Origin of the sequence: Streptomyces sp. NPDC002870 (genome assembly GCF_042888505.1) — a bacterium.
Lineage (GTDB): Bacteria > Actinomycetota > Actinomycetes > Streptomycetales > Streptomycetaceae > Streptomyces.
In genome coordinates, this window is record NZ_JBIAPW010000011.1 from 216058 (window position 1) to 240276 (window position 24219).

At 69.5% G+C, this 24219-nt stretch carries 20 protein-coding genes, 1 pseudogene and 1 riboswitch; of the genes and pseudogenes, 9 read left to right on the top strand and 12 right to left on the bottom strand.

The window, feature by feature from the left end; genetic code table 11:
• Window positions 1-55 precede the first annotated feature (55 nt).
• The 4 genes from ACFYWY_RS16860 to ACFYWY_RS16875 all read right to left on the bottom strand — a co-directional run bounded on the left by ACFYWY_RS16860 (window position 56) and on the right by ACFYWY_RS16875 (window position 3971).
• Window positions 56-1060, bottom strand: a complete 1005-nt coding sequence (locus tag ACFYWY_RS16860) for an ABC transporter permease (protein ID WP_389186287.1) — start codon at window positions 1058-1060, stop codon at window positions 56-58.
• A 450-nt stretch (window positions 1061-1510) separates the two neighbouring features.
• Window positions 1511-2302 (bottom strand): enhanced serine sensitivity protein SseB C-terminal domain-containing protein, encoded by a 792-nt coding sequence (locus ACFYWY_RS16865; RefSeq protein WP_389186290.1) that lies wholly within the window; start codon window positions 2300-2302, stop codon window positions 1511-1513.
• Between the two features lie 102 nt (window positions 2303-2404).
• On the bottom strand, window positions 2405-3175 hold the full coding sequence (locus ACFYWY_RS16870) for an enhanced serine sensitivity protein SseB (protein ID WP_389186292.1): 771 nt from the start codon (window positions 3173-3175) through the stop codon (window positions 2405-2407).
• Window positions 3176-3281: 106 nt separating this feature from the next.
• Window positions 3282-3971, bottom strand: coding sequence for an AAA family ATPase (locus ACFYWY_RS16875; RefSeq protein ID WP_389186295.1), 690 nt, complete (start codon window positions 3969-3971; stop codon window positions 3282-3284).
• 148 nt (window positions 3972-4119) lie between these two features.
• Window positions 4120-4217: riboswitch (glycine riboswitch) on the top strand.
• Window positions 4218-4365: 148 nt separating this feature from the next.
• Here ACFYWY_RS16875 and gcvT point away from each other — a divergent pair.
• The 5 genes from gcvT to ACFYWY_RS16900 all read left to right on the top strand — a co-directional run bounded on the left by gcvT (window position 4366) and on the right by ACFYWY_RS16900 (window position 9306).
• Window positions 4366-5499 (top strand): glycine cleavage system aminomethyltransferase GcvT, encoded by a 1134-nt coding sequence (gcvT, locus tag ACFYWY_RS16880; protein WP_389186298.1) that lies wholly within the window; start codon window positions 4366-4368, stop codon window positions 5497-5499.
• A gap of 61 nt (window positions 5500-5560) precedes the next feature.
• Complete coding sequence (gene gcvH, locus ACFYWY_RS16885; protein ID WP_307660977.1) at window positions 5561-5938, top strand: glycine cleavage system protein GcvH; 378 nt, start codon at window positions 5561-5563, stop codon at window positions 5936-5938.
• Window positions 5939-5949: 11 nt separating this feature from the next.
• Window positions 5950-7212, top strand: coding sequence for a serine hydroxymethyltransferase (gene glyA / locus ACFYWY_RS16890; protein WP_389186302.1), 1263 nt, complete (start codon window positions 5950-5952; stop codon window positions 7210-7212).
• A 137-nt stretch (window positions 7213-7349) separates the two neighbouring features.
• Window positions 7350-8717, top strand: coding sequence for an L-serine ammonia-lyase (locus ACFYWY_RS16895; protein WP_389186305.1), 1368 nt, complete (start codon window positions 7350-7352; stop codon window positions 8715-8717).
• Window positions 8718-8913: 196 nt separating this feature from the next.
• A complete protein-coding gene (locus tag ACFYWY_RS16900; protein WP_389186308.1) occupies window positions 8914-9306 on the top strand; it encodes an STAS domain-containing protein in 393 nt (130 codons plus the stop codon).
• 86 nt (window positions 9307-9392) lie between these two features.
• Here ACFYWY_RS16900 and ACFYWY_RS16905 read toward each other — a convergent pair whose 3' ends face one another.
• A complete protein-coding gene (locus ACFYWY_RS16905) occupies window positions 9393-9608 on the bottom strand; it encodes an EF-hand domain-containing protein (protein WP_389186311.1) in 216 nt (71 codons plus the stop codon).
• 82 nt (window positions 9609-9690) lie between these two features.
• On the opposite strand from ACFYWY_RS16905, the gene ACFYWY_RS16910 reads away from it, so the two are divergent.
• The gene (locus tag ACFYWY_RS16910) at window positions 9691-10329 is read left to right on the top strand and encodes a GNAT family N-acetyltransferase (RefSeq protein WP_389186314.1); all 639 of its coding nucleotides are present in this window, start codon (window positions 9691-9693) and stop codon (window positions 10327-10329) included.
• Between the two features lie 38 nt (window positions 10330-10367).
• Here ACFYWY_RS16910 and ACFYWY_RS16915 read toward each other — a convergent pair whose 3' ends face one another.
• The 6 genes and pseudogenes from ACFYWY_RS16915 to ACFYWY_RS16940 all read right to left on the bottom strand — a co-directional run bounded on the left by ACFYWY_RS16915 (window position 10368) and on the right by ACFYWY_RS16940 (window position 16619).
• Window positions 10368-11558 (bottom strand): YncE family protein, encoded by a 1191-nt coding sequence (locus tag ACFYWY_RS16915; protein WP_389186318.1) that lies wholly within the window; start codon window positions 11556-11558, stop codon window positions 10368-10370.
• A pseudogene (locus ACFYWY_RS16920) lies at window positions 11558-11815 on the bottom strand (polysaccharide deacetylase family protein); the annotation flags it as partial. The gene ACFYWY_RS16915 and the pseudogene ACFYWY_RS16920, both read right to left, overlap by 1 nt.
• 530 nt (window positions 11816-12345) lie before the next feature.
• Entirely contained in the window at window positions 12346-12861 is a 516-nt protein-coding gene (locus ACFYWY_RS16925; protein WP_389186321.1) for an ATP-binding protein, read from the bottom strand.
• Window positions 12862-13112: 251 nt separating this feature from the next.
• The gene (locus ACFYWY_RS16930; RefSeq protein ID WP_389186324.1) at window positions 13113-13880 is read right to left on the bottom strand and encodes an enoyl-CoA hydratase/isomerase family protein; all 768 of its coding nucleotides are present in this window, start codon (window positions 13878-13880) and stop codon (window positions 13113-13115) included.
• Between the two features lie 82 nt (window positions 13881-13962).
• Window positions 13963-15207, bottom strand: coding sequence for an Ig-like domain-containing protein (locus ACFYWY_RS16935; protein WP_389186327.1), 1245 nt, complete (start codon window positions 15205-15207; stop codon window positions 13963-13965).
• A gap of 185 nt (window positions 15208-15392) precedes the next feature.
• Entirely contained in the window at window positions 15393-16619 is a 1227-nt protein-coding gene (locus ACFYWY_RS16940) for an Ig-like domain-containing protein (RefSeq protein WP_389186330.1), read from the bottom strand.
• A gap of 204 nt (window positions 16620-16823) precedes the next feature.
• Here ACFYWY_RS16940 and glgX point away from each other — a divergent pair, with 204 nt between their 5' ends.
• From glgX to ACFYWY_RS16955, 3 genes are all read left to right on the top strand, one after another.
• Window positions 16824-19100 carry a glycogen debranching protein GlgX gene (gene glgX / locus ACFYWY_RS16945; RefSeq protein WP_389186333.1) on the top strand — a complete coding sequence of 759 codons (2277 nt, stop codon included), beginning with the start codon at window positions 16824-16826 and terminating at the stop codon, window positions 19098-19100.
• 267 nt (window positions 19101-19367) lie between these two features.
• On the top strand, window positions 19368-20099 hold the full coding sequence (locus ACFYWY_RS16950) for a PaaI family thioesterase (RefSeq protein ID WP_389186336.1): 732 nt from the start codon (window positions 19368-19370) through the stop codon (window positions 20097-20099).
• A gap of 445 nt (window positions 20100-20544) precedes the next feature.
• Window positions 20545-22581, top strand: a complete 2037-nt coding sequence (locus ACFYWY_RS16955; RefSeq protein ID WP_389186339.1) for a M4 family metallopeptidase — start codon at window positions 20545-20547, stop codon at window positions 22579-22581.
• A 94-nt stretch (window positions 22582-22675) separates the two neighbouring features.
• Here the strand turns inward: ACFYWY_RS16955 and ACFYWY_RS16960 are convergent, their stop codons facing one another.
• Complete coding sequence (locus ACFYWY_RS16960; protein WP_389186342.1) at window positions 22676-23899, bottom strand: alginate lyase family protein; 1224 nt, start codon at window positions 23897-23899, stop codon at window positions 22676-22678.
• Window positions 23900-24219 lie beyond the last annotated feature (320 nt).

Below are 24219 nucleotides of genomic sequence, written 5' to 3' on the forward strand. Positions count from 1 at the left end.
TGTGGCAGGGGCACGTTCAGTTGTCTGCGGCCGGACGGCGCCGCGGGGGATGCCGTCACCGGGTGCCCTTGGGGTCGAGTGCGTCCCGCACTCCGTCGCCGAAGAGGTTGAAGGCCAGCACCGTCACAAAGATCGCCACACCCGGGACGACCATGAACATCGGGTCCTCCTGGTAGTACTCCACTGCCTTGGAGAGCATCTGACCCCACGAGGCCGTCGGCGGCCTCACGCCCGCCCCGAGGAAGCTGAGCGCCGCCTCGGTGAGGATGTTCGTGGGGATCATCAGTGTGGTGTAGACGGTGATCGGCGCGACCAGGTTGGGCAGCAACTCCTTGAAGAGGACGTACCGCTGACCGGCGCCCAGGCTCCTGGCCGCCTCGACGTACTCCTTCTCGCGCAGCGAGAGGGTCTGGCCGCGCACGATGCGTCCCACGTACGGCCAGCCGAAGAAGCCGATCACCATCACCAGGACGGCGATGCGGACACTGGTGCCGGTGAGGCCGAACAGATCGCTGGGGAGCACGGAGACCAGCGAGATGATGAAGAGCAGCTGTGGGAAGGCCAGCAGCATGTCCATCACCCGGCTGATGATCGCGTCGACCCAGCCGCCGAAGTAACCGGCCACGATGCCGAAGACGGTGCCGAGCAGAACGGCGACCAGCGCGGCGAGGAAGGCCACCAGCAGCGAGATACGGGCGCCGTAGACGATGCGGCTGAACACGTCGCGGCCGTTCTGCGGCTCGAGGCCCAGCAGGAAGTCCGAACTCATGCCGCCGAAGGAGCCCTTGGGGGTGCCGAACAGCGGGTCGATCTGATCCTGGTGGAACTCGTTGGGCGGGTGGCCGAGCAGACTCACGATCAGCGGCGCGAAGATCGCCACGAGCACCAGGAAGATGACGACGATGCCGCCGGCCAGCGCCAGTTTGTCCCGCTTGAGGCGCGTCCAGGCGATCTGTCGCAGCGACCGCCCTTCTACCGACTTCTTGACTACATCCGCCGCGACATCGACGGCTGCGGCCTTGTCCGCGTCCGTGCTCGTGTCGTGCAATGGTGCCGTCATCGTGGTGGGGACCCCTCTCGGCCGGAGGTGACCGGCCCGTACCCGCCGCTGTAGCGGCATTGTTCACAACTTGTGGTGCACGTGGAGCTTTGATGCGGGAAGTACGCGTGAAGCACGCCGTACACAGGGGCGAATATCCCCTTGGTGCGGGAGTCTTCAACGGTCTCGCGATCACCCGCCAGACCCCCCGGGGAATGTTTGCCCAAACGTGATGAGGGGAGGGGGGTTCCGTTATACGGACGACAGCTCTGACTGAGCGGATCGCCATCTACCGCGTATGGGGCGAAAGTTGAGTGAGGTACCGCCATGCGGACTCGCCTGCCGCACTCATCGACTCATTCGATTGAAAGGCCCTTGAGGCTCAAGGCGCACACAATCCCACCCTGACCGTCACTCCAGGGCACGGAAGTGCGCTGAGCGAGGCCTTCAACGGCCCCGCTGTGCAATGGTTCAGCGGCCGTGCGGCGGAGGGTAGCCGTACCCTCCGGCGGCCGGTGCGCCGCCGCCGTGGGCGTCCCGGTCGTAGAACGGACGGGCGTTGGCCCGCAGCCACATCGTCACCGGGTCGTACTCGTCGGACATCGCGACGGTGGAGACCGGCAGCCCGTCCGGTACCGCGGCGATCGACTGCTGCATCATGGCGCGCACCGCGTCGACGGACTGCCTGCCGGTGTCGTACAGATCGAGCCCGATGGCCAGATACGGAGCGCCAAGCGCGGGCTGCACCCAGGTGCGGCGCAACGAGCGGACCGCGGCCGTGCGGTGGGCGTTCTGCGCGAGCAGGGCGTAGAAGTGCGGGATCTCGATGGCCGGCTCGGACATCCGCAGGGGTCCGGCGGGCATCCGGTCGAGGCCGGTGGCGATCCTGCGCAGATCGAGCCAGGGAATGCCGACGCCGCCGCCGGGGGCGTGCGGGTTGAGCCAGATCCCCCAGCGGTCGGGGAACAGGGAGCGGGCGACGTCCGGACCGCTGACCACTTCGTGGGCGCGGTTCCAGCCGGAGACGGAGAGCTCCTGGGCGGAGGTGACGCAAGGGGCGTAGCCGACGCCGTCGACCTCCATGTTTCCGTACTGGGCGTCGGGCGAGCCCGCCCGGCCGTGCCAGAGCAGCATCCAGAGTCGGCCGCTCGCCGGGTCGGCGATGGCCTGCAGCAGCGCCTCGTACGCGTCGTAGCGTCCGGGAGTCACCTGGCGCAGCATGTGCTCGACCTGCCCGGCCGCCGCGGTGCCTGACGCACTCACCCTGGGTTCCGCCCCTCTTCGATCGACCCGGCACACAAGTGCGGCGGGTCCTCTCTCGCCATCAAACCAGCATAATCGGGAGTTCTGACGCCGACTTGACGACTACACGTGCTGTCGTTGGTAGAAGGGCCGCACCCGCTCCAGCATCCATATGCCGACGGGGTCCTGCGCCACGTCCAGCAGTACGAGATTGACCGGCCAGCCCACCTGGGCCCGGCCCAGCGCCCGGCCGAGCGCGTCCATCGGGGCGTTGCGCTCGGCGGCCTCCCAGGAGGAGAGCTGGACGCCGATGAACAGGGTCGGCGGCTCGCCCTCGATGGAGGCGAGCGCGCGGCGGGCGGTGAGGACGACGCCGGAACTCTCGAACTCGCCGGCCGCGGCGGCGAGGAAGTCGACCGGCTCCTCCTGCCAGTCGGGCTCGAAGAGCCGCACCCGGCCGCCGGTCGCCGGACCGTCCAGGGGTGTGCGTCCCACCCGGCACAGCTCGGCGACGGCGGGCGGCGGCAGCGGGGCGCCGACCGTGCCGCCCGGGTTCACGGCGATGCCGAGCTGCGGGGGCAGTCCGCGGGCGAATTCGCGGGCAGGTGCGACGGTGCAGGGCATATGGCCGCCGACACATTGCAGGAACTGCTGCTCGGAGCTGAAGACCGGGACGTACGCGGCCCCGTCGATCTCCATGGTGGGCAGATCGAGGTCCGGGCTGTCCGGACCGCCGCCGTTGGGCAGCGGCACCCAGATCTGGCTGCGGCCGAGCACCTCGACGAGGCGGCCTCCGGCGGAGGGGTTGCCGAGGGATGCGGCGAGCACCTCTTCGAGCTCGTTCGCCGGCCAGCCGCCGTACGGATGCGGATGCGGATGCTCCGGTGTCTGCATGTGCTTGTCCTTCTCCCCCTGCGTTCCCACGGTTGCGCGCCACGACCCTAACGCCGTGGTGGCCCGCCGGGGCGGGTGGGGGCGCGGCCTCTCGCGCCGCTCGTCCTCAATCGCCCGACGGGCCTGCCTTCGACTCCTCGAAGCCGACCCGGCCGAGCGCCCCCGCCGCGTCCCGGTCCAGCAGCACCGCCGAGGCGCAGCCCGCGGGCAGCCGCCCGGCCTCCGCGTCGCCGACCAGACGGCCCACCGCCCGCCGGTGCCGGGCGAATGCGTACCCCGACACCCCGCGGCCGCGCTCGCGCTGCCCCTCCCTGGCGACCGCGGGCGTGACGTCGAGGAGCACCAGATGCAGGCCGCGGCCGCGGCGTCGCGCCGCACGGGCCAGCCAGCGCCGCACCCAGGCCTGGGTGCCGCAGTCGTGTACGACGACGCTCTCGCCGGAGCGCAGCGCGCGCCGCAGTCCGGCGTAGTGCGCGATCCGGACCAGCGGGCGGTAGACGGCGTACGGCAGGAGCTTCGGCATCCGCGCGTCCCAGCGGTCCCGGGTGTCCTGCGAGTCGATGCCGCGGCCGCGGGCCGCGCGCCGGATCAGCGTGGACTTTCCGCTGCCGGGCAGGCCGGAGACGACCACCACGTCACCTGCGGCGAAGACCAGACTGCGCGGACTGTGCCCCGAGCGGTCTCTCAGGTCACGCAGCACGGGCGCGGGCGCCTCGGCCAGTCGCCGGGCGGACGCGCCCGGCGGGGCGGGCACCCCCGCGGTCGTCGCGTATGCCTCAGACCGCTGCAACGTCATCACCCTCCCCCATGCCGGGTTACCCACCCTTGCCCATGAAGTGTAAAGAAACGGTAATGCGGCACAACCATATTGCAGCCATGGGCCTGTCGCCCCACTCCGCCACGATGCGTGCAATGATGTGCGCGCCAACTGCATACCGGCCGCTTGAATCCACGCGGGAGAGTCCTGGCCACTGTGTGCGCCGGGCGCCGAAGGAGCAAGTCCCTCCCTTGAATCTCTCAGGCCCCGTACCGCGTGTGATGAGGCAGATCTGAAAAGCGAGCCGCTGTCGAGTGGCTCCACCCAAGGTGCAAGTCACGACCACCAATACGTGCGGTCGCGACGAACCTCTCAGGTTCCGATGACAGATGGGGAGGATTGTCCTCGCCAGCATGCCCTGGGAGCCACATCTATGAGCAACGTCCCCCGTCTGACCGCCCTCGATGCCCTGCATCGTTCGCTGGGCGCCACCATGACCGACTTCGCGGGCTGGGACATGCCGCTGCGGTACGGCAGTGAGCGCGACGAGCACAACGCCGTCCGCACCAAGGCCGGTCTCTTCGACCTCTCCCACATGGGCGAGATCACCGTCACCGGGCCACAGGCCGCCGACCTCCTCGACTACGCGCTCGTCGGCAACATCGGCAGCATCGCCGTCGGCCGCGCCCGCTACACCATGATCTGCCAGGAGGACGGCGGGATCCTCGACGACCTGATCGTCTACCGCCTGGGCGAGAGCGAGGCGCCCGAATACCTCGTCGTCGCCAACGCGGGCAACGCCCAGGTGGTGCTGGACGCGCTGACCTCCCGCGCCGACGGCTTCGCCGCCGACGTGCGCGACGACCGCGACGCGTATGCCCTGATCGCCGTCCAGGGCCCCGAGTCCCCCGGCATTCTGAAGTCGCTGACCGACGCCGACCTGGACGGGCTGAAGTACTACGCGGGTCTGCCCGGCACCGTCGCCGGTGTCCCGGCGCTGATCGCCCGCACCGGTTACACCGGCGAGGACGGCTTCGAGCTCTTCGTAGAGCCGCAGCACGCCGAGAAGCTCTGGCAGGCGCTGACCGAGGCCGGAGAGCCGGCCGGTCTGATCCCCTGCGGCCTCTCCTGCCGCGACACGCTGCGCCTGGAGGCGGGCATGCCGCTGTACGGGCACGAGCTGACGACGGCGCTGACCCCGTTCGACGCGGGCCTGGGCAGGGTCGTGAAGTTCGAGAAGACGGCCAACGGCGGGCGCTTCGTCGGCCGTGAGGCCCTCGAGGCCGCAGCCGAGCGCGCCGGGACCAACCCGCCGCGCAAGCTCGTCGGCCTGATCGCCGAGGGCCGCCGGGTCCCCCGCGCCGGTTACCAGGTCGTCGCAGGCGGTCAGGTGATCGGCGAGGTCACCTCGGGCGCCCCGTCGCCGACGCTGGGCAAGCCGATCGCCATCGCGTACGTGGACGCGGCGCACGCCGCTCCCGGCACCGAGGGCGTCGGCGTCGACATCCGCGGCGCCCACGAGCCGTACGAGGTCGTCGCGCTGCCGTTCTACAAGCGCCAGAAGTGATCATCGAGCCCGCACCACGCCCGTTCACCAGCACTCCCCCGCGTACAGGAGAATTCAGGCCATGAGCAACCCCCAGCAGCTGCGCTACAGCAAGGAGCACGAGTGGCTGTCGCCCGCCGAGGACGGCGTGTCGACGGTCGGCATCACGGAGCACGCGGCCAACGCGCTCGGCGATGTGGTGTACGTACAGCTCCCGGAGGTCGGTGACACGGTGACCGCGGGCGAGACCTGCGGCGAGCTGGAGTCGACCAAGTCGGTCAGCGACCTGTACTCCCCCATCAGCGGTGAGGTCGTCGAGGCCAACCAGGACGTGGTGGACGACCCGTCGCTGGTGAACTCCGCCCCCTTCGAGGGCGGCTGGCTCTTCAAGGTGCGCGTCGCGGAGGAGCCGAAGGACCTGCTCTCCGCCGACGAGTACACCGAGTTCTCCGGCTCCTAAGGACGTATGGCATGTCTGTTCTCAACACCCCTCTCCATGAACTGGACCCCGACGTCGCCGCCGCTGTCGACGCCGAGCTCCACCGACAGCAGTCCACCCTCGAGATGATCGCCTCGGAGAACTTCGCTCCGGTCGCGGTCATGGAGGCGCAGGGCTCCGTCCTCACCAACAAGTACGCCGAGGGCTACCCGGGCCGCCGCTACTACGGCGGCTGCGAGCACGTCGATGTGGTCGAGCAGATCGCCATCGACCGCATCAAGGAGCTCTTCGGCGCCGAGCACGCCAACGTCCAGCCGCACTCGGGCGCCCAGGCGAACGCGGCCGCGATGTTCGCGCTGCTCAAGCCGGGCGACACGATCATGGGTCTGAACCTCGCGCACGGCGGGCACCTGACCCACGGCATGAAGATCAACTTCTCCGGCAAGCTCTACAACGTGGTCGCGTACCACGTCGACGACGCCACCGGCCAGGTCGACATGGCCGAGGTCGAGCGGCTCGCCAAGGAGTCGAAGCCGAAGCTGATCGTGGCCGGCTGGTCCGCGTACCCGCGTCACCTGGACTTCGCGGCCTTCCGCCGGATCGCCGACGAGGTCGGCGCGTATCTGATGGTCGACATGGCCCACTTCGCGGGTCTCGTCGCCGCGGGACTGCACCCGAACCCGGTGCCGCACGCCCACGTCGTCACCACCACCACGCACAAGACCCTCGGCGGTCCGCGCGGCGGTGTGATCCTGTCCACACAGGAGCTCGCCAAGAAGATCAACTCGGCGGTCTTCCCGGGCCAGCAGGGCGGTCCGCTGGAGCACGTCATCGCGGCGAAGGCGGTCTCCTTCAAGGTCGCGGCGTCCGAGGAGTTCCGGGAGCGCCAGCAGCGCACCATCGACGGCGCCCGGATCCTCGCCACGCGTCTCGTCCGCGACGATGTGACCGAGCACGGCGTCTCCGTCCTGTCGGGCGGCACCGATGTGCACCTGGTCCTGGTCGACCTGCGCAACTCCGAGCTGGACGGCCAGCAGGCCGAGGACCGGCTCCACGAGGTGGGCATCACCGTCAACCGGAACGCCATTCCGAACGACCCGCGGCCGCCGATGGTCACCTCGGGTCTGCGGATCGGCACCCCGGCGCTGGCCACCCGTGGTTTCCAGGACGAGGACTTCCGTGAGGTCGCGGACATCATCGCCGAGGCGCTGAAGCCGTCGTACGACACTCAGGCGCTGAGCGCCCGGGTCTCGGCACTGGCCGCGAAGCACCCGCTTTACCCCGGCCTGAAGTAGTTCCGTACCCTTTTGTACGAACCTGGGGGGCACCGCGCACACTGGACTGTGCGCGCGGTGCCCCGCACCGTGTAATCCGCTCGCTTCTGCACCACCCCGGCAGACAACGGCGTCTACCAACCCTCTAGGAGTTCTCCGTGGCCATCTCGGTCTTCGACCTGTTCTCGATCGGTATCGGCCCGTCCAGCTCCCACACGGTCGGCCCGATGCGCGCCGCCGCCATGTTCGCCCGGCGGCTCAAGAACGAGGGCGTGCTGGCCCACACCGCCGCCATACGCGCGGAGCTCTTCGGCTCCCTGGGCGCGACCGGCCACGGCCACGGCACCCCCAAGGCCGTCCTGCTCGGCCTGGAGGGCAATTCCCCCCGCAGCGTCGACGTCGAGACCGCGGACGCGCAGGTCGAGCGCATCCGGACCGACGGCCGGATCAGTCTGCTCGGCACCCACGAGATCGGCTTCGACTTCGACCAGGATCTGGTCCTGCACCGCCGCAAGACGCTGCCGTACCACGCCAACGGCATGACGATCTTCGCGTACGACGCCGAGGGCGCGACCGTTCTGGAAAAGACGTACTACTCGGTGGGCGGCGGCTTCGTCGTTGACGAGGACGCCGTCGGCGAGGACCGGATCGTGCTCGACGACACCGTGTTGAAGTACCCCTTCCGCACCGGTGACGAGCTGCTGCGGCTCGCCCAGGAGACCGGCCTGTCCATCTCGGCGCTGATGCTGGAGAACGAGAAGGCCTGGCGCTCCGAGGACGAGATCCGCGAGGGCCTGCTGGAGATCTGGCGGGTCATGCAGGCCTGCGTCTCGCGCGGCATGTCCCGCGAGGGCATCCTGCCCGGCGGTCTCAAGGTCCGCCGGCGCGCGGCCAACTCGGCCCGCCAGCTGCGCGCCGAGGGCGACGCGCTGGCCCGCTCCATGGAGTGGATCACGCTGTACGCGATGGCCGTGAACGAGGAGAACGCCGCGGGCGGCCGGGTGGTCACCGCCCCCACCAACGGCGCCGCGGGCATCATCCCGGCCGTGCTGCACTACTACATGAACTTCGTGCCCGGCGCCGACGAGGAGGGCGTGGTCCGCTTCCTGCTGGCCGCGGGCGCGATCGGCATGCTCTTCAAGGAGAACGCCTCCATCTCCGGCGCCGAGGTCGGCTGCCAGGGCGAGGTCGGCTCCGCCTGCTCGATGGCCGCGGGCGCACTCGCCGAGGTGCTGGGCGGCACCCCCGAGCAGGTCGAGAACGCCGCGGAGATCGGCATGGAGCACAACCTCGGCCTGACCTGCGACCCGGTCGGCGGCCTGGTCCAGATCCCGTGCATCGAGCGCAACGGCATGGCGGCGGTGAAGGCCGTGACGGCGGCGAGGATGGCGATGCGCGGCGACGGCAGCCACAAGGTCTCGCTGGACAAGGTCATCAAGACGATGAAGGAGACCGGCGCGGACATGTCGGTGAAGTACAAGGAGACCGCGCGCGGCGGCCTCGCGGTGAACATCATCGAGTGCTGAGCGTCATCCGCCGCTGAGCCGGTGCACAGAACTGGACAGGTCAAGCCAGTTCATGCGAATTCACCCACACGGGGGAGTTTTCAGAGCTCCGAACGTTTTTTCACCTCCGTGCGCCCGAAACCCCGCACTAGCCTCCCAGCCAGTACGCCCAACCCCAGGTGGCCACATCGGGCTCGCCTCAGCAAGGAGAACAGCCATGGCCGAGGGGCTGACTTCCACGTCGTCCGGCTTACACGCACCCCTGCCCGGACAGAGCGGCCGGGCCTACCGCACCCGGGGCCGTACCGTCGTCGAGCTGCACGGCGAGGTCGACATCGCCACGGCGAAGCCCATCGGGGCCTATCTGGACGTGGTCACCGCCGTCCGGGGCCACCATGTGGTGATCGATCTGACGCATGTGGCGTTCTTCGACTGCTCGGGGCTGGCCCTGCTGTGCCGCGCGCGGCGGCGCACCGCCGAGAACGACGGCCGGATGTGGGTGGTGTGCGGCCGCCCGGCGATTCTGCGCGTGTTCCGCGCGGGCGCGGTGCTCGAGGTGTTCCGTACGCTGCCGACGCTGGACGACGCCCTGGCGGCCGAGGACTGGTGAACTCCCGGGCGGGTCCCCGGCCCGGGCGGGGAGCCTCCCCCCAGAGCCTTCGGCCTGGGAGGCGCCCCCGGTGAATCAGGCCTTGTTCAGCTCTTGTTGAGCGAGGCCCAGAACTCCTCGAACGTCAACTGACCGTCGCCGTTCGCGTCCTTGGTCCTGATCACTGCCTCTGCGACCGTCTCGGTGACATTGAAGTCCCCCAGCTGCGCCATCACGCTCTTGTACTCCGCGGCCGTGATCAGGCCGTCGCCGTTCACGTCGTACCGCTCGAACGCCCGGCGCGCCTCTTCGATGTCCGCCACTGCTTCCGCCCCTTCTTGGTGCATTACTGACGGGGGTCAGATTAACGGCCTGGTGGAGACTTGGGACGAGGAGGTACACGGGATGAGCGAGGCACTGGCGAGGATTCTGGCAGCCGCGGCGGCCGGGGTGTTCCCGCCACCGGACGGTTCCACCACCGTGATCGGGCAGCCGAACGCGCGCGACGCGGGCGTGGTGGCGTTCACCGCGCACTCGGTGATCTTCACGGACGAGGATCCCGAGTGGGTACGGGCCGAGCTCGCCGCGACCGACTCCGACCGGCTTGCGGCCGCGATGAACCCGGCGTTCCTCGCCGCCATGCTGGCCCGCACCGGCCGCTCGATGAACACCATCGACATGCTGACGGTCGCCGGGGCGCTGCCGGGCAGGCCCGATCTGGAGCTGCACGAGATCGAGGACCCGGACCACCCGCGGGTGGCGCGGGCCCTGAAGTTCCGTGACGGCGTACGGGTCTGGGCAGCCGCCGGCGGCGTGGTGGTGCTCGGCCGGGGGGTGGCCGGCCGCTGGGAGAGCGCGATCGAGGTGGACGAGCGGGCGCGCGGCCTCGGCCTGGGCGTGGCGCTCGCGCTGGCGGCCCGCCATCTGGTGCCGGACGACGTGGTGTGGGCCCAGCAGTCGCCGGGGAACGCCCGCAGCGTGCGGACGTTCCAGGCCGCGGGCTTCAAACCGGTGGGCTCAGAGGCGCTGTTCGTGGCCGGCTGAACAGGCGGCAGGAAAGGCCCCGGGCGGATGGGCACGCCCTACCGGAATACGCCGGTGTGGCCGAGCGAGTAGCGGCCGGGCTGCGGGTAGACCGCGAGCCCGTGCGGGCCGCCGCCCACCGCGATACGGGCCAGCTGCTTGCCGGTGGTGGTGTCGATCGCGTACACCTCGGAGTCGTAACGCCCCGACAGCCACAGCACCTTGCCGTCCGCCGAGACGCCGCCCATGTCGGGGCTGCCGCCGTCCGGCAGCCACCACTTCTTGGTGAGCTTGTTCTGCTTGAAGTCGAAGACCGAGACGGAGCCCTCGCCGCGGTTGGAGACGTACATCTCCTTGGAGTCACGGCTGACGTAGAGGCCGTGACAGCCCTTGCCGGTGGGCAGCAGCTGGGGCGTCAGGAAGCTGTCGCCGTCGAGCACCCACATGCCGTGCGCCATCATGTCGGCGATGTAAAAGGTCTTGCCGTCCGGGGAGAGCTTCACGTCCTGCGGCATCGCGCCGTGGAAGGGCAGCTTCTGCAGGCCGATGACCTCCATCAGCTGCGTGTCGACCTTCAGCAGCTCGCCGGAGAACTCGCAGGAGACGATGAAGTACCTGCCGTCGGCGGAGAAGTCCGCGTGGTTGACGCCGTAGCAGGAGACCGGGGTCGTCTTGACCACCTGCATGGTGTGCGGATCGCGGAAGACGAGTTCGCGGTCGAGTGAGGCCATCACGATGGCGTACTTGCCGTTGGGCGTGAAGTAGAGGTTGTACGGGTCGTGCACCTCGACCGCCTTGCCCGCGATGCCGGTGACCGGGTCGATGGGGGTGAGCGTGTGGCCGCGGTTGTTGTTGACCCAGAGCGTCTTCATGTCCCAGGACGGGACGACGTGCTGCGGCTGGACGCCGACCGGGATCGTACTGATGACCTTGTACGTTGCGGGGTCGATGACCGAGACCGTGTTGGAGCTGCTGTTGGGGACGTACACCCGGGACGGGAAGCCCCTGACCACCGGCGAGAGCTTGCCCGGCCGGTCCGCGGCGTAGATGTCGTTCGGGTCGAGCACCGGCGGCATGCCGGGCAGTCCGGCGGGGGCGAGGGCCTTGTGGGGTTTGGCGGCGGCCTTGGTGTGGCGCACTTCCGCCTGGTCGTCGGGTGAGCTGCAGCCCACGAACAGGGCGAGCAGGGCAAGCAGCGCGCCGGCGATCAGCGCGGCGGTTCTCTTGGTGAGCGGAATGATCGGGTCCATCAGGTCAGCAGCTCCGTGGTCGTCACCGCGCGCAGACGGCGGCGGTCGAGTTCGTCGAGGAGTCCGGGCAGGGCGGCGACCGTGTCCGCGTAGCCGAAGTGCAGGCTCACCACGGATCCGCCCTGGATCTGCCCGGTGACGTGGCGGGTGACGGCCGAGGCGCCCGGCGAGGTGAAGTCGAGGGAGCCGACGTCGTACGCGAGGACGTGCGGGTATCCGGCCTGGTGGGCGGGTCTGGCGACGAGGGGGGTCGCGTACGCGGGGGGCGGGCGCGAGACGGGGACCGCGGGACGCAGCGGCAGGCGGGGCGGGCGGCGCCGTGGCGGGACCGTCGTCGGTGCAGCCTGTGGCAAGGGCGCCCGCGGCGGCGGCCCCCACTCCTGCGCGCAGTGCGCTGCGGCGGTCGATCGAGCTCACGGGAAAGCACAGTAAGGGCGAACCAGCCAAAAGATAACGATTGACCTAATTCGGGATATGCGCAGGTCGCGACCGCCGGAGCCCCGCCTTGAGCAGGCGGGCAATGAAACGCTAGCTGAACCCTATATTTACTCAGCATTTATTAGGCAGGTGGCTCACCTCACCTACGATTCACTTCCAAGATGCGCCACTTTACTCAGCTATGCCCGAGTAAGGGCTTTGGCGGTGCGACCTTGCGTCTGCCATAGTCGAGGGCACGACCCCCATTGACCCGGGCCAGGTCGTCGTAAGCCGCCGTGGATACACCCCCCCAATCCACGGCGCTCCGCAGAAGCCCCCGCTCAGGGGGCTTCTGTGTGTCTGGATCGCGTCAGCGCTCGGAGACCCGCATCTCGAACCACGTGGTCTTGCCGCGCGGCAGCAGATCCACGCCCCAGCGGTCGGAGAGCTTGTCGACGAGGAAGAGCCCGCGGCCACTGACGTCCATCTCCTGGACCGGCATCAGACAGGGCAGACCTCGCGAGGGATCGCGGACCTCGATCCTGATCCAGCCGCGGCGGCGCAGCATCCGCAGCCCGAACACCCGCGCCCCGGTGTGCCGTACGGCATTGCCGACGAGTTCCGAGACCAGTAACACCGCGTGCTCGGCGGTCTGCGACGAGAGTGCCCACTGGCGCAGCACCACGCACTGGGTGAGCCGGCGCGCGGTGGCGGCGGACTCGGGACGGGAGGGAAGCTTTATTTCCTCGTCCGTGGGATTGCCGAACAACTCCAGCGCCTTGAGCGCCTGTTCGTCCTCGACCGCAGGCAACCACCGCGCCGCGGCAGCGTTGCCGCGCTGCCGCGGCTGTTCCACACCTTCGAGGCGCGCCATGCCCCCCATCATGGCCGCAACGAGCGAATTCCGGGGCCGTTCCGGCGGAATAGGGCCCCCGGAATCGGCTGCTCCGGGAATGTCGGATGGCATATGACCGCGGCTGTATGCAGGCCCTCACGCCCACCCTGAGCTGCCCTGACGCCTTGCCCGCAAATGATCGCAAGGCGCAGCGGGCCGACGGGACTTAAGGCTGCCTTAAGACCCAGCTAAGCCGCACACAGAGTTGACGCGGACAGCCGATCTGTCCAACTGAACTTAATTCAGAGGAACTTGGCCTTGCCCGGGCCCTCGTCCACAAAACTGCGCATCCCGCGCTCGCGGTCCTCCGTCGCGAACAGGCCCGCGAACCAGTTGCGTTCAATGGCGAGGCCCGTCTCGATGTCCGTCTCGAGACCCGCGTCGACACACTCCTTGGCGGCGCGCAGCGCCAGCGCGGGCCCCTGGGCGAGCTTCGCGGCCCAGGCGTGGGCCTGCTCGTACACCTCGGCGGCCGGTACGACACGGTCCACCAGGCCCAGTTCGAGCGCCTCGTCCGCCTTCACCATGCGACCGGTGAAGATCAGATCCTTGGCCTTGGACGGGCCGATCAGCCGCGACAGCCGCTGGGTGCCGCCGGCGCCCGGGATCAGGCCCAGCAGGATCTCCGGCTGACCGAGCTTGGCGTTGTCCCCGGCGATCCGGAAGTCGGCGCAGAGCGCCAGCTCGCAGCCACCGCCCAGCGCATAGCCGGTGACGGCCGCGACGACGGGCTTGGGGATGCGGGCGACGGCGGTGAAGGAGTCCTGGAGCGCCCGGGACCGCACGATCATCGCCGTGTGGTCCATCGCCTGCATCTCCTTGATGTCCGCGCCGGCCGCGAACACCTTCTCGCCGCCGTACAGGATCACGGCTCGTACGTCGTCCCGGCGAGCCGCCTCGTCGGCGAGCTCGCGCAGCCGGTCCTGGAGGGCGATGTCCAGCGCGTTCATCGGCGGGCGGTCGAGAAGGATCGTGCCGACGCCTTCGGAGACCTCAAGATTGACTGTCATGGACCGAGGTTAGCGCGCGTTAACGGCAACGGACCCGGTGCTCTGCGTCACAGAAACCGGGTCCGTTCTCGTCGTGCGGAAACTACTTGGTCCACTCCGCCCAGGACATGTTCCAGCCGTTCAGGCCGTTCTCCGGGGATATCTGCTTGTCCTTGGAGTTCTTCACGATCACCACGTCGCCGATGATCGAGTTGTCGAAGAACCAGGCCGCCGGAGTGGAGCCGTCACCGGCGCCGCGGGCGTCGCGCAGGCCCACGCAGCCGTGGCTGACATTCGCCGATCCGAAGGTCCCGGACGAGGCCCAGTAGTTGCCGTGGATGAAGGTGCCCGAGTTGGACAGGCGCATCGCGTGCGGCACGTCCTTGATGTCGTACTCGCCGCCGAAGCCGACGGTGGCGCCGTTCATCCGGGTCACCTTGTACTTCTCACTGATGACCATCTGACCGTTGTACGTCGTGGTCGACGGCGCGCCCGCGGTTATCGGGACGTTCTTGATCTGCTTGCCGTCGCGTACGACCTTCATCCGGTGCGCCGCCGCGTCCACGGTGGAGACCTGGCTGCGGCCGATGGTGAACTTCACGGTCTTGGACTGCTTGCCGTACACACCCGGGCGCCCCTCGACGCCGTCCAGGTTCAGCTTCACGGTCACCTTGGTGCCCGCGGCCCAGTACTTCTCCGGGCGGAAGTCGAGGCGGTCGTTGCCGAACCAGTGGCCCTCGATCGGCACCGACGGCTCGGCCGTCACCTTGATGGCCCTCTCGACGGCGTCCGGGTCGGTGATGCCACGGGTGAAGTTGATCGAGACCGGCATGCCGACGCCGACCGTCGATCCCTCCTCGGGGCTGTAGTGCCCGATGAAGGTGTTCTTCGGAACGAGCGTGGTGAAGCTGGTGTCCTTCGCCGACTCACGGCCGTCCGCGTCCTTGGCGACGGCGTGCACCTTGTACTTGGTGGAGCCGGCCAGATGCTGCAGCGGCTGCCAACTGCTGCCGTCCGCGGCGAGCTTGCCCTCGACCGGGGTGCCCTTGTCGTCCTGGACAGTGACCGTGGTCAGCTTGCCCTTGGCCGCGCTGACCTTCAGCACGCCACTGGTGGCGACCGAGCCTGCGCCGTCCTTGGGCGCTATGGTCACCACCGCCTGGGAGGCCGCGTTCCCGACCTTCCCACCGTCCTTCTTGCCCTTGCCGTCCTTGTCGGAGTCCCCGCCCCCGCAAGCCGTGACCAGCACCAGCAATGCCCCCAGAACCAGAGCTCGCAGTGGAGCGCCCCCGCGCCCGCGTCCGCGTCCCGCCCCGGCCGACGCCCCCGATATCGGCTGCCCGTTCAAAATGGTCTCTCCCCTCGCACGGCCTGGCCCCGCCAAAGCCCGCACCCCCGCGCGTGCCTCACGCACGCACGGCGATAGACAATCACACCGCGGGTAGTTGATCCTCCCCGCGAATGTCACCGTTCAGTCCCAACTTGTCCGGTGGGCTCATCTGAATCGGTGCGGGCCCTGCAGGTCAGCGAGGGTCAGTGCAGCGCGGAACCGGCCTTCCACGCCTTCCAGTCCAGGTTCCAGCCGCCGAGGCCGTTGCTGGGGTCGACCTTCTTGTCACGCGAATTGAAGACCTCGACCACATCGCCGATCAGCGTCCGGTCGAAGAACCAGCCGGCCGGGGCGTCCCCGCTGCCGCCCTTCTCATCACGCAGTCCGACACAGCCGTGGGACACGTTCGCCGAGCCGAACGTCTCCGGCGCGGCCCAGTAATTGCCGTGCAGGAAGGTGCCGGAGTTCGTCAGCCGCAGCGCGTGCGGCACATCCTTGATGTCGTACTCGCCCCTGCCGTTCCGCCTCTTGAAGCCGACCGTCGCACCGTTCATCCGGGTCACCTCGAACATCTCCATGACCACCATCTTTCCGTTGTACGTCGTCGACTTGGGCGCTCCGGCCGTGATCGGCAGGGTCGCCAGAACCCCGTCTTCGCGCCGTACCTCCATGGTGTGCTTCGCCGCGTCGACGAGCGAGACCTGCGAACGGCCGATGGTGAAGGTGACGGTCTTCTGCTGGATGCCGTACACCCCCGGCGCGGCCTCGACGTCGCGCAGCCGCAGCTCGACGGTGACCTTGGTGCCCGGCTTCCAGTAGTCGCGCGGACGGAAGTCGAGTCGCTCGTTGCCGAACCAGTGGCCCGCGATCTCGACCGGCGGGTCCGAACTGATGCGGATGGCGCGCTCGACGGCCTCGAGATTCTCGATCTCCCGGTTGAAGTCGAAGGAGACGATCATGCCGGTGCCGACGGTCGAGCGGTTCTCCGGTTTGAAGTAGCCGATGAAGCGGCGCTCGGGCACCTGCGTGGTGAAGGTCGTGTGGCGCGCCGAGCGCCGGCCGTGCGCGTCCAGCGCGACCACGTCCACGCTGTACTTGGCGGACAGGTCGAGGCGGGTGCCCGGGTCCGGCTTCCAGCTCAGGCCGTCCTCGGAGATCGCGCCGTGGACCTCGGTGGGCTGGGCGTCCTCCACCTGCGTCACCTTGACCCGCTCGAGCCGCCCGCTGGGCAGCCGCACCTCGAGGGGGTCTTCCGGGCCGACCCCCTTCGCGCCGTCCTCGGGGACGACTCGGATCGTGTCCTGGACCGACCGGGGCTTGCTGCCGATGTCCAGCTTCTCGCTGGTGCAGCCCGTCAGCCCGGCCATGAGTCCTGCCCATGTCAGGACGACTGCCATGCCCTGCCCTGCCCGCTTCATTACGTGTCTCACGTACCGCCCAACGACCACGCCCCTCCAGGGGAAACGTGAGAGCAGGGCCATGTTGGGACAAGAGCAGCGCGGGCAGAACAGGTGGGAGGACCACGCGTGGGCTGCCGCGGCCGGGACGCCGCGAGCAGCCGTACTCCCCCAGTGCCCTGAGGGGCCTGGGAGAGGTATCCCAGCGGGGCCCGACGAGCCGCGGGAGGCCGGCAGGTGTCGAGCGCAGCCGAGCAGGAGACAGTGCAGGAGGGGGTGCGGGGCGGCCTGCCCGGCCTCCTTCCGGCAGCCGGGGTGGGCGGCCGCCACCGGGAGCCCGGTGCCCGCAGGCCATCGGTGTGGCCGGGGGCGCCGACGCCGCTCGGGGCCCGTTTCCGGGTCGGTCCGGACGGGGTGGCGGGGACCAACTTCGCGCTCTGGGCGGGCGGAGCGGAGGCGGTCGAGCTGTGCCTCTTCGACGACGGGGGCGATTCGGCCACGGAGACGCGGGTGCCGTTGACCGAGCTGACGCATGAGATCTGGCACGGCTTCGTGCCCGGGATCCGGCCGGGTCAGCGGTACGGCTACCGGGTGCACGGCCGCTGGGACCCGTGGACGGGCGCCCGCTGGAATCCGGCGAAACTGCTGCTCGATCCCTATGCCCGGGCGGTGGACGGGGACTTCGCCCTGCCCGCGGAGGTGTACGGACACGTACGGGACTGGCCGCAGCAGCATGTCGCGGACACCGTGCGCGACGACCGGGACTCGGCGCCCCATGTGCCCAAGGGTGTCGTCGTCCACGATGACGCCCCCGATGACGAATGGATGGACGACCACAGGCCCAAGACCCCGTGGGCGGACTCGGTCATATACGAACTTCATGTGCGCGGCTTCACCAAGCTCCATCCGGGGATCCCCGAAGAGCTGCGGGGCACCTACGCGGGGCTCGCGCATCCGGCGGCGATCGAGCATCTGGTGCGGCTCGGGGTGACCGCGGTCGAGCTGCTGCCGGTGCACCAGTACGCGCACGAGGACCATCTGCTGAAGCGGGGGCTGCGCAACTACTGGGGCTACAACTCCATCGGCTACTTCGCGCCGCATGCCGGGTACTCGGCGAGCGGGACGCGGGGCGAGCAGGTCGGCGAGTTCAAACGGATGGTGCGCGCCCTGCACGACGCAGGCATCGAGGTCATCCTCGATGTGGTCTACAACCACACCGCGGAGGCGGGTGAGCTGGGTCCGACGCTGTCGCTGCGCGGGATCGACAACCGCGGCTACTACCGCCTCCAGTCGGACGCCCGGACGTACGCCGACTACACCGGGTGCGGCAATACGTTGCATGTGGTCCAGCCACATGTGCTGCGGCTGATCACCGATTCGCTGCGTTACTGGGTGACCGAGATGGGCGTCGACGGCTTCCGCTTCGACCTGGCGGCGGCGCTCGCGCGCTCCATGCACGACGTCGACATGCTCTCCCCCTTCCTCGCGGTGATCGCCCAGGACCCGGTGCTGCGGCGGGTGAAGCTGATCGCCGAGCCGTGGGACGTCGGCAACGGCGGCTACCAGGTGGGCGCCTTCCCGCCGCTGTGGACCGAGTGGAACGACCGGTACCGCGACGCCGTACGGGACTTCTGGCGCGGCGCGCTGCCCGACGTACGGGATCTGGGATACCGGCTCTCCGGGTCCAGCGATCTGTACGCGTGGGGCGGCCGGCGGCCCTACGCCTCCATCAACTTCGTCACCGCGCACGACGGGTTCACCCTGCGCGACCTGGTCAGTTACGAGCAGAAGCACAACGAGGCCAACGGAGAGGGCAATCAGGACGGCACGAACGACAACCGCTCCTGGAACTGCGGCGCCGAGGGCGAGAGCGACGATCCGCGGATCAACGCGCTGCGGCGGCAGCAGCTGCGGAATCTGCTGACCACCCTGCTGGTCTCGACGGGTGTGCCGATGCTGGTCGCGGGCGACGAGATGGGCCGTACGCAGGGCGGCAACAACAATGCCTACTGCCAGGACAACGAGGTCGGCTGGCTGGACTGGTCGCTGCTCGAGACACCGGGACCGCGCGGACTGCTGGAGCTGACCACCCGGCTGCTGGCCCTGCGCCACACCCACCCGGTGCTGCGCCGCCGCGCCTTCTTCTCGGGCCGCGCCCGGGCGGCGGACGGGCTGCGGGACCTCGCCTGGTTCACCCCGCACGGCACGGAGATGACGGAACGGGACTGGTACGCCCCGGCGTCGACGCTGGCGCTCTATCTCTCGGGCCGCGACATCCCCGGACGTGACGCGCGTGGAGCCGAGGTGACGGACGACAGCTTTCTGACGGTCCTGCACGCGGCGGACCGGCCGACGAGTTTCCGGCTGCCGGGCCCGCCGTGGGCGCAGTCGTACGAGCTGGTGGTGGACACCTCGCGGGAGGACCAGGAGACGGCGCCGGGGACGGTGCACGCGGGCGGGGAGACGGTGACGGTGCCGGCGCGGTCGGTGCTGCTGCTGCGGGTCATGACGTAGGCCGGTCACCGGCGGGCTCGGCGCGACGGCTGCGGCGCGACGGCTGCGGCCGCGGCCAAAACCGCTCCGCGCGGCGCGCGGAGCACGGGCGAATCGCGGAGGGCCGGCCGCAGCGCCGATGTGCACGCACGCCGCGCCGAGCGCGCCCAGGCACTGGCCTCCTGGGCCGGCACACCCCTCGGAGGGGATGTCTCCGGTTGAGGCTGCTCGACGTGAATGGTGTGCAGACCTGCCGGAACCGTGCTGATCTGTGTGATCGTGGAATTCATGACTGACCCGACGTCTGAAGCGATCCTGGTTCCTGAGCTGTATGTCGGCTATCCCGGGGTGGCCTTCGGCGGTTTTGTCGCCGGGGTGCTGGCGGAGCGGTCCGGGGCGAAGACCGTACGAGTGAACTTCCGTGGTCCCGTGCCGGTAGGGGTGCCCGTGCGGATCGCCGGAACGGCGGACGGTGGGTGCGAGTTGGGCGACGCCGCGCGGCCGCTCGCGTTGGCTTCCCCCGCCGAACTGGACCTCGACGCTCCGGCCGCGCCGAGCTGGGACGAGTCGGTCGCCGCGGCCGAGGCGTTCCGGGCCGCGCCGCCCGCCGGGCTCGTCGACTGCTTCGGCTGCGGCCTGGACCGTACGCCCGACCGCGGACTGCGCCAGCACTGCACCCCGGTGCCGGGACGGAACGTGGTGGCCTGCGACTGGACCCCGGATCCGGCGCTCGCGGACCCGGACGGCCTGCTGCCACCCGAACTCGTCTGGGGCGCACTGGACTGCCCGGGCAACTGGGCGGGCCGACTGCTCGGCACCCAGCGCCAGGGCGCGGTGACGGCGTCCCTCACCGCCACACTCCTGCGCCCGGTCGCCGCGGCGGCGCCGCACATCTCGTACGCGTGGGTTCTCGCCGAGTCGGGCCGCAAGCACACGCTGGGCGTGGCGGTGGCTACGGCCGACGGTGAGTTGTGCGCCGTGGCCGAGGCCCTGTGGCTGGACCCGAGGCCCGCGGCCTGACGCGTCCCGACAGGCGCGCGTGAAGCACGTGAAGCAGGTGAAGCGCGTGAAGCACGTGAAGCACGTGAAGCGGCCGGTACCGGTACGCCGGACGGCGAGTGGATGGCGCGGAACGAGCCACAATTCGAGCCGATCGCCGCGACCGGGAACTGTCTCCTGCTCAACACCCCTTTCATACAGTCGAGTTCGAGCTGAGTCCTGAAACCCGTTCTATTCCGGCTTCGGTGAACCCGCGTCGGCATCGCGGCAATGATCGGCGAAACGTCCGCTTAACGAACATGACCAATCGGGCAGCGGACGATTTCCGGCCAACTTGTTGACGCGCCCCTGTCATAACCCGTTCAGGGCTGCCACTCTTCCCCCAATCCACGCTCCACATGCTCCGCATGCTCTGCCCGGTCGGCCCACCCAGCCGCCCGGTACCCCCCTCGCAGAAGGAGTTCGCGTGAGACCCACGCATCGCCGGCGCACCACCGCGACCGGAGCTCTCATAGCCACCGCTGCCCTCCTCGCGGTCGGATTCCAGTCAGGCACCTCAGCGGCCGACACGGCGTCAACCGCCGTGCCGGCGGCGGCGAAAGCAGGGAAGGCCGACCCCGGCGCCCTGCCGCTGACGCTCACCCCCGCCCAGCGCGCCGAGCTGATCCGCAAGCAGAGCGCCACCACGGCGGCCACCGCCAGGGAACTGGGCCTCACCGCCCAGGAGAAGCTCGTCGTCCGGGACGTCACCCAGGACCGTGACGGCACCACGCACACCCGCTACGAGCGCACCTACGCCGGACTACCGGTGCTGGGCGGCGACTTGGTGGTCGCCGAGACCAAGGCCGGCGCCACCGAATCGGTCACCAAGGCGTCCAGCGCTGCCCTCAGGAACGTGGACACCAGCGCCGACGTCGCCCCGGCCGCCGCCGAGAAGCAGGCGCTGGGCGCGGCCAGGGCGGAGGGCTCGGCGAAGACCAAGGCCGACCGCGCACCGCGCAAGGTGGTCTGGCTGGCGCAGGGCACGCCGACTCTGGCCTACGAGACCGTCGTCGGCGGCATCCAGCACGACGGCACCCCGAACGAGCTGCACGTCGTCACCGACGCGACGACGGGCAAGAAGCTCTTCGAGTGGCAGGCCGTCGAGAACGGCACCGGCAACACGCAGTACAGCGGCCAGGTGACGCTCGGCTCCACGCAGTCGGGATCGACGTACAACCTGACCGACGGCGGCCGCGGCAACACCAAGACGTACAACCTCAACCGCGGCACCTCGGGCACCGGCACGCTGTTCTCGGGTCCGGACGACGTCTGGGGCAACGGCCAGGCCTCCGACCCGGAGACCGCGGGTGCCGATGCCGCGTACGGCGCCGGGATCACCTGGGACTACTACAAGAACGTGCACGGCCGCTCCGGCATCCGCGGTGACGGCGTCGGCGCGTACTCCCGGGTGCACTACGGCAACAACTACGTCAACGCGTTCTGGCAGGACAGCTGCTTCTGCATGACGTACGGCGACGGCTCGGGCAACGCCAAGCCGCTCACCTCGATCGACGTGGCGGCGCACGAGATGACGCACGGCGTCACCGCCGCCACCGCGAAGCTCGTCTACAGCGGCGAGTCCGGCGGTCTAAACGAGGCGACCTCCGACATCTTCGCCGCCGCGGTCGAGTTCTACGCCAACAACGCCCAGGACAAGGGTGACTACCTGGTCGGCGAGAAGATCGACATCAACGGCAACGGCACTCCGCTGCGCTACATGGACAAGCCGAGCAAGGACGGCGCGTCCAAGGACGCCTGGTACTCGGGCATCGGCAACATCGACGTCCACTACTCCTCGGGCCCGGCGAACCACTGGTACTACCTGCTCTCGGAGGGCAGCGGCGCCAAGACCATCAACGACGTAAGCTACGACTCGCCGACCTCCGACGGTCTGCCCGTGACCGGCATCGGCCGGGACAAGGCCTCGCTGATCTGGTTCAAGGCGCTCACCACGAAGTTCAACTCCACCACGAACTACGCGGCTGCCCGCACCGGCACCATCGCGGTCGCCACGGAGCTGTACGGAGCGACCAGCGCCGAGGTCAAGGCCGTGACCAACGCCTGGGCCGGCATCAACGTCGGCGGCCGCCCCGGCGGCGGCGACCCCGACCCGGGCACGGTCTTCGAGAACACCGCTGACGTCGCCATCCCGGACTACGGCGCCGCGGTCACCTCGACGGTCAGCGTCACGGGCCGCACGGGCAACGCCCCGAGCGCCCTCAAGGTGGGCGTGGACATCATCCACACCTGGCGCGGCGACCTGGTCGTCGACCTGCTCGCCCCGGACGGCACGGTCTACCCGCTGAAGCCCTTCAGCTCCTCGGACTCGGCGGACAACGTCCAGGCGACGTACACGGTCAACGCCTCGTCCGAGGTCGCCAACGGCGCCTGGAAGTTGCGAGTCCAGGACAAGGCCCGGCTGGACACCGGCTACATCAACAGCGTCAAGCTCACCTTCTGACCCACCCTCTGAGTCCTGCCGCAACCGAAGCTGCCCGGGGAGCGAACGCCCCGGGCAGCTTCTGCGTATCGTGACCCGACTGTGCCGCGCGGCCCTACGCCGGGTTGCCCGCGTGCGTCAGCGTCTCCCAGGCCACGAACAGGTTGTTGGAGCCCGCGGGCCGCTGCTGCTCCGTGAGGCGCTGGGTGTTGGACATGGCGATGCCCATACGGGTGTGCAGCGCGTTGAAGCCGACCTCGGTGACCGGACCGAGCCGGTCCTTGAGGCTGCCGTTGCAGAGGTTCCCAGGCACGGGCTCGCCCAGCTGGTACTTGGCGTGCAGGCCGAGCGCGTGGCGCAGCCGGTCGGCGATCTCCGGGTAGAGGTCCTGGCCCTGGATACGGCTCGTCTCTGCGATGTGCGAGATGGCGGAGAGACCGTATCCGGTGTGGGTGAGGTCGCGGCAGGTCTCCTGGCTGAGCCCGTTCATGAAGGTCGACTGACCCTGCCAGTACCTGATGATCTCGTCGCGGGTGTCGAGGCCCGAGCCGGGCGCGGTCTTCGGCAGAGAGCCGTCGGAGGTCAGATAGATGTACGCGGGCACCCGGCCGCGGAACTTGGCCACGGCCTTGTCGTACGCCCCGCGGTCCTCCAGGAAGACCGCGATGCCGATCGCCGCCTCCATCATGCTCAGCTCCCAGTTGCCGTTGGAGTGCGAACCGTTGATCACCTCGGGAAGGTACACATTGCGCAGCAACGTGCCGAAGCGGCCCGAGTTCGGCCAGGAGCTGTACGTGTACTTGACGATCTCGGCGGCCCGCGGCCAGGAGGAGCCCGCCCAGCCGGTCTGGAGCGGAGCGTTGCTGTTGGTGTGGTCCTTGATCACGGCCGACCAGGCGTCCATGATCTCGATCGACTTCCTGGCGTAGCGGCTGTCTCCGCCGATGTACCAGGCAAGCGCCAGGGTGTACGCGGCGATTGCGTCCTCGCGCTCGTCCGTGCAGCCGTAGTTGGGGTTGGAGTACGAACCGCACTCGACGACGGCGCGCGGCTTGGCGGTGCGCGACAGTGAGCCGTACTTGCTCGCGAGCATCTGATCGTAGGCGGACTTCCAGGGCTGGGCGCCCGCGTTGACCTTGGCCTTTACGAAGTCGAGCTGGGGGCGGCTAACGAGCACGCCGGGGTGGGTGAAGTTCGCGGGCGCGGCGGCCTGTCGGGCGGTGTCCTTCGCCGCAGAGGCCGGGGCTATGAGCACCGCGGCCGGCACTGTGGCCAGGACGGTCGCGAGGGCGAGCAGGAGCGTTTTTGGTCTGCGCAGGGCGCGTGATCCGGTACGCATGGGGGCCTTCCGGTGGGGGGTTGCTCTCCAACTGGGTTCACTCATATGAACGTTGAGCGTGGGAGTGAATCACAGTGAGGCAGGAAGCTAAGGGCATCCCATGAGCACGTCAAGGCTCTCAGTTCACGGCGTGAGAAAAGCCCGTGAAAAAGGGCGGCGGGGGGGGGGGGGGGCCCCCCCCCCCCCCCCCCCCCCCCCACCCGCCCCCCCCCCCCCCCCCCCCCCCCCCCCCCCCCCCCCCGCCGCCCCCCCCCCCCCCCCTACCCACCCCGCCACCCCCCACACCACGCCGCGCCCCCCCGGCCCCCCGCCACCCCCCA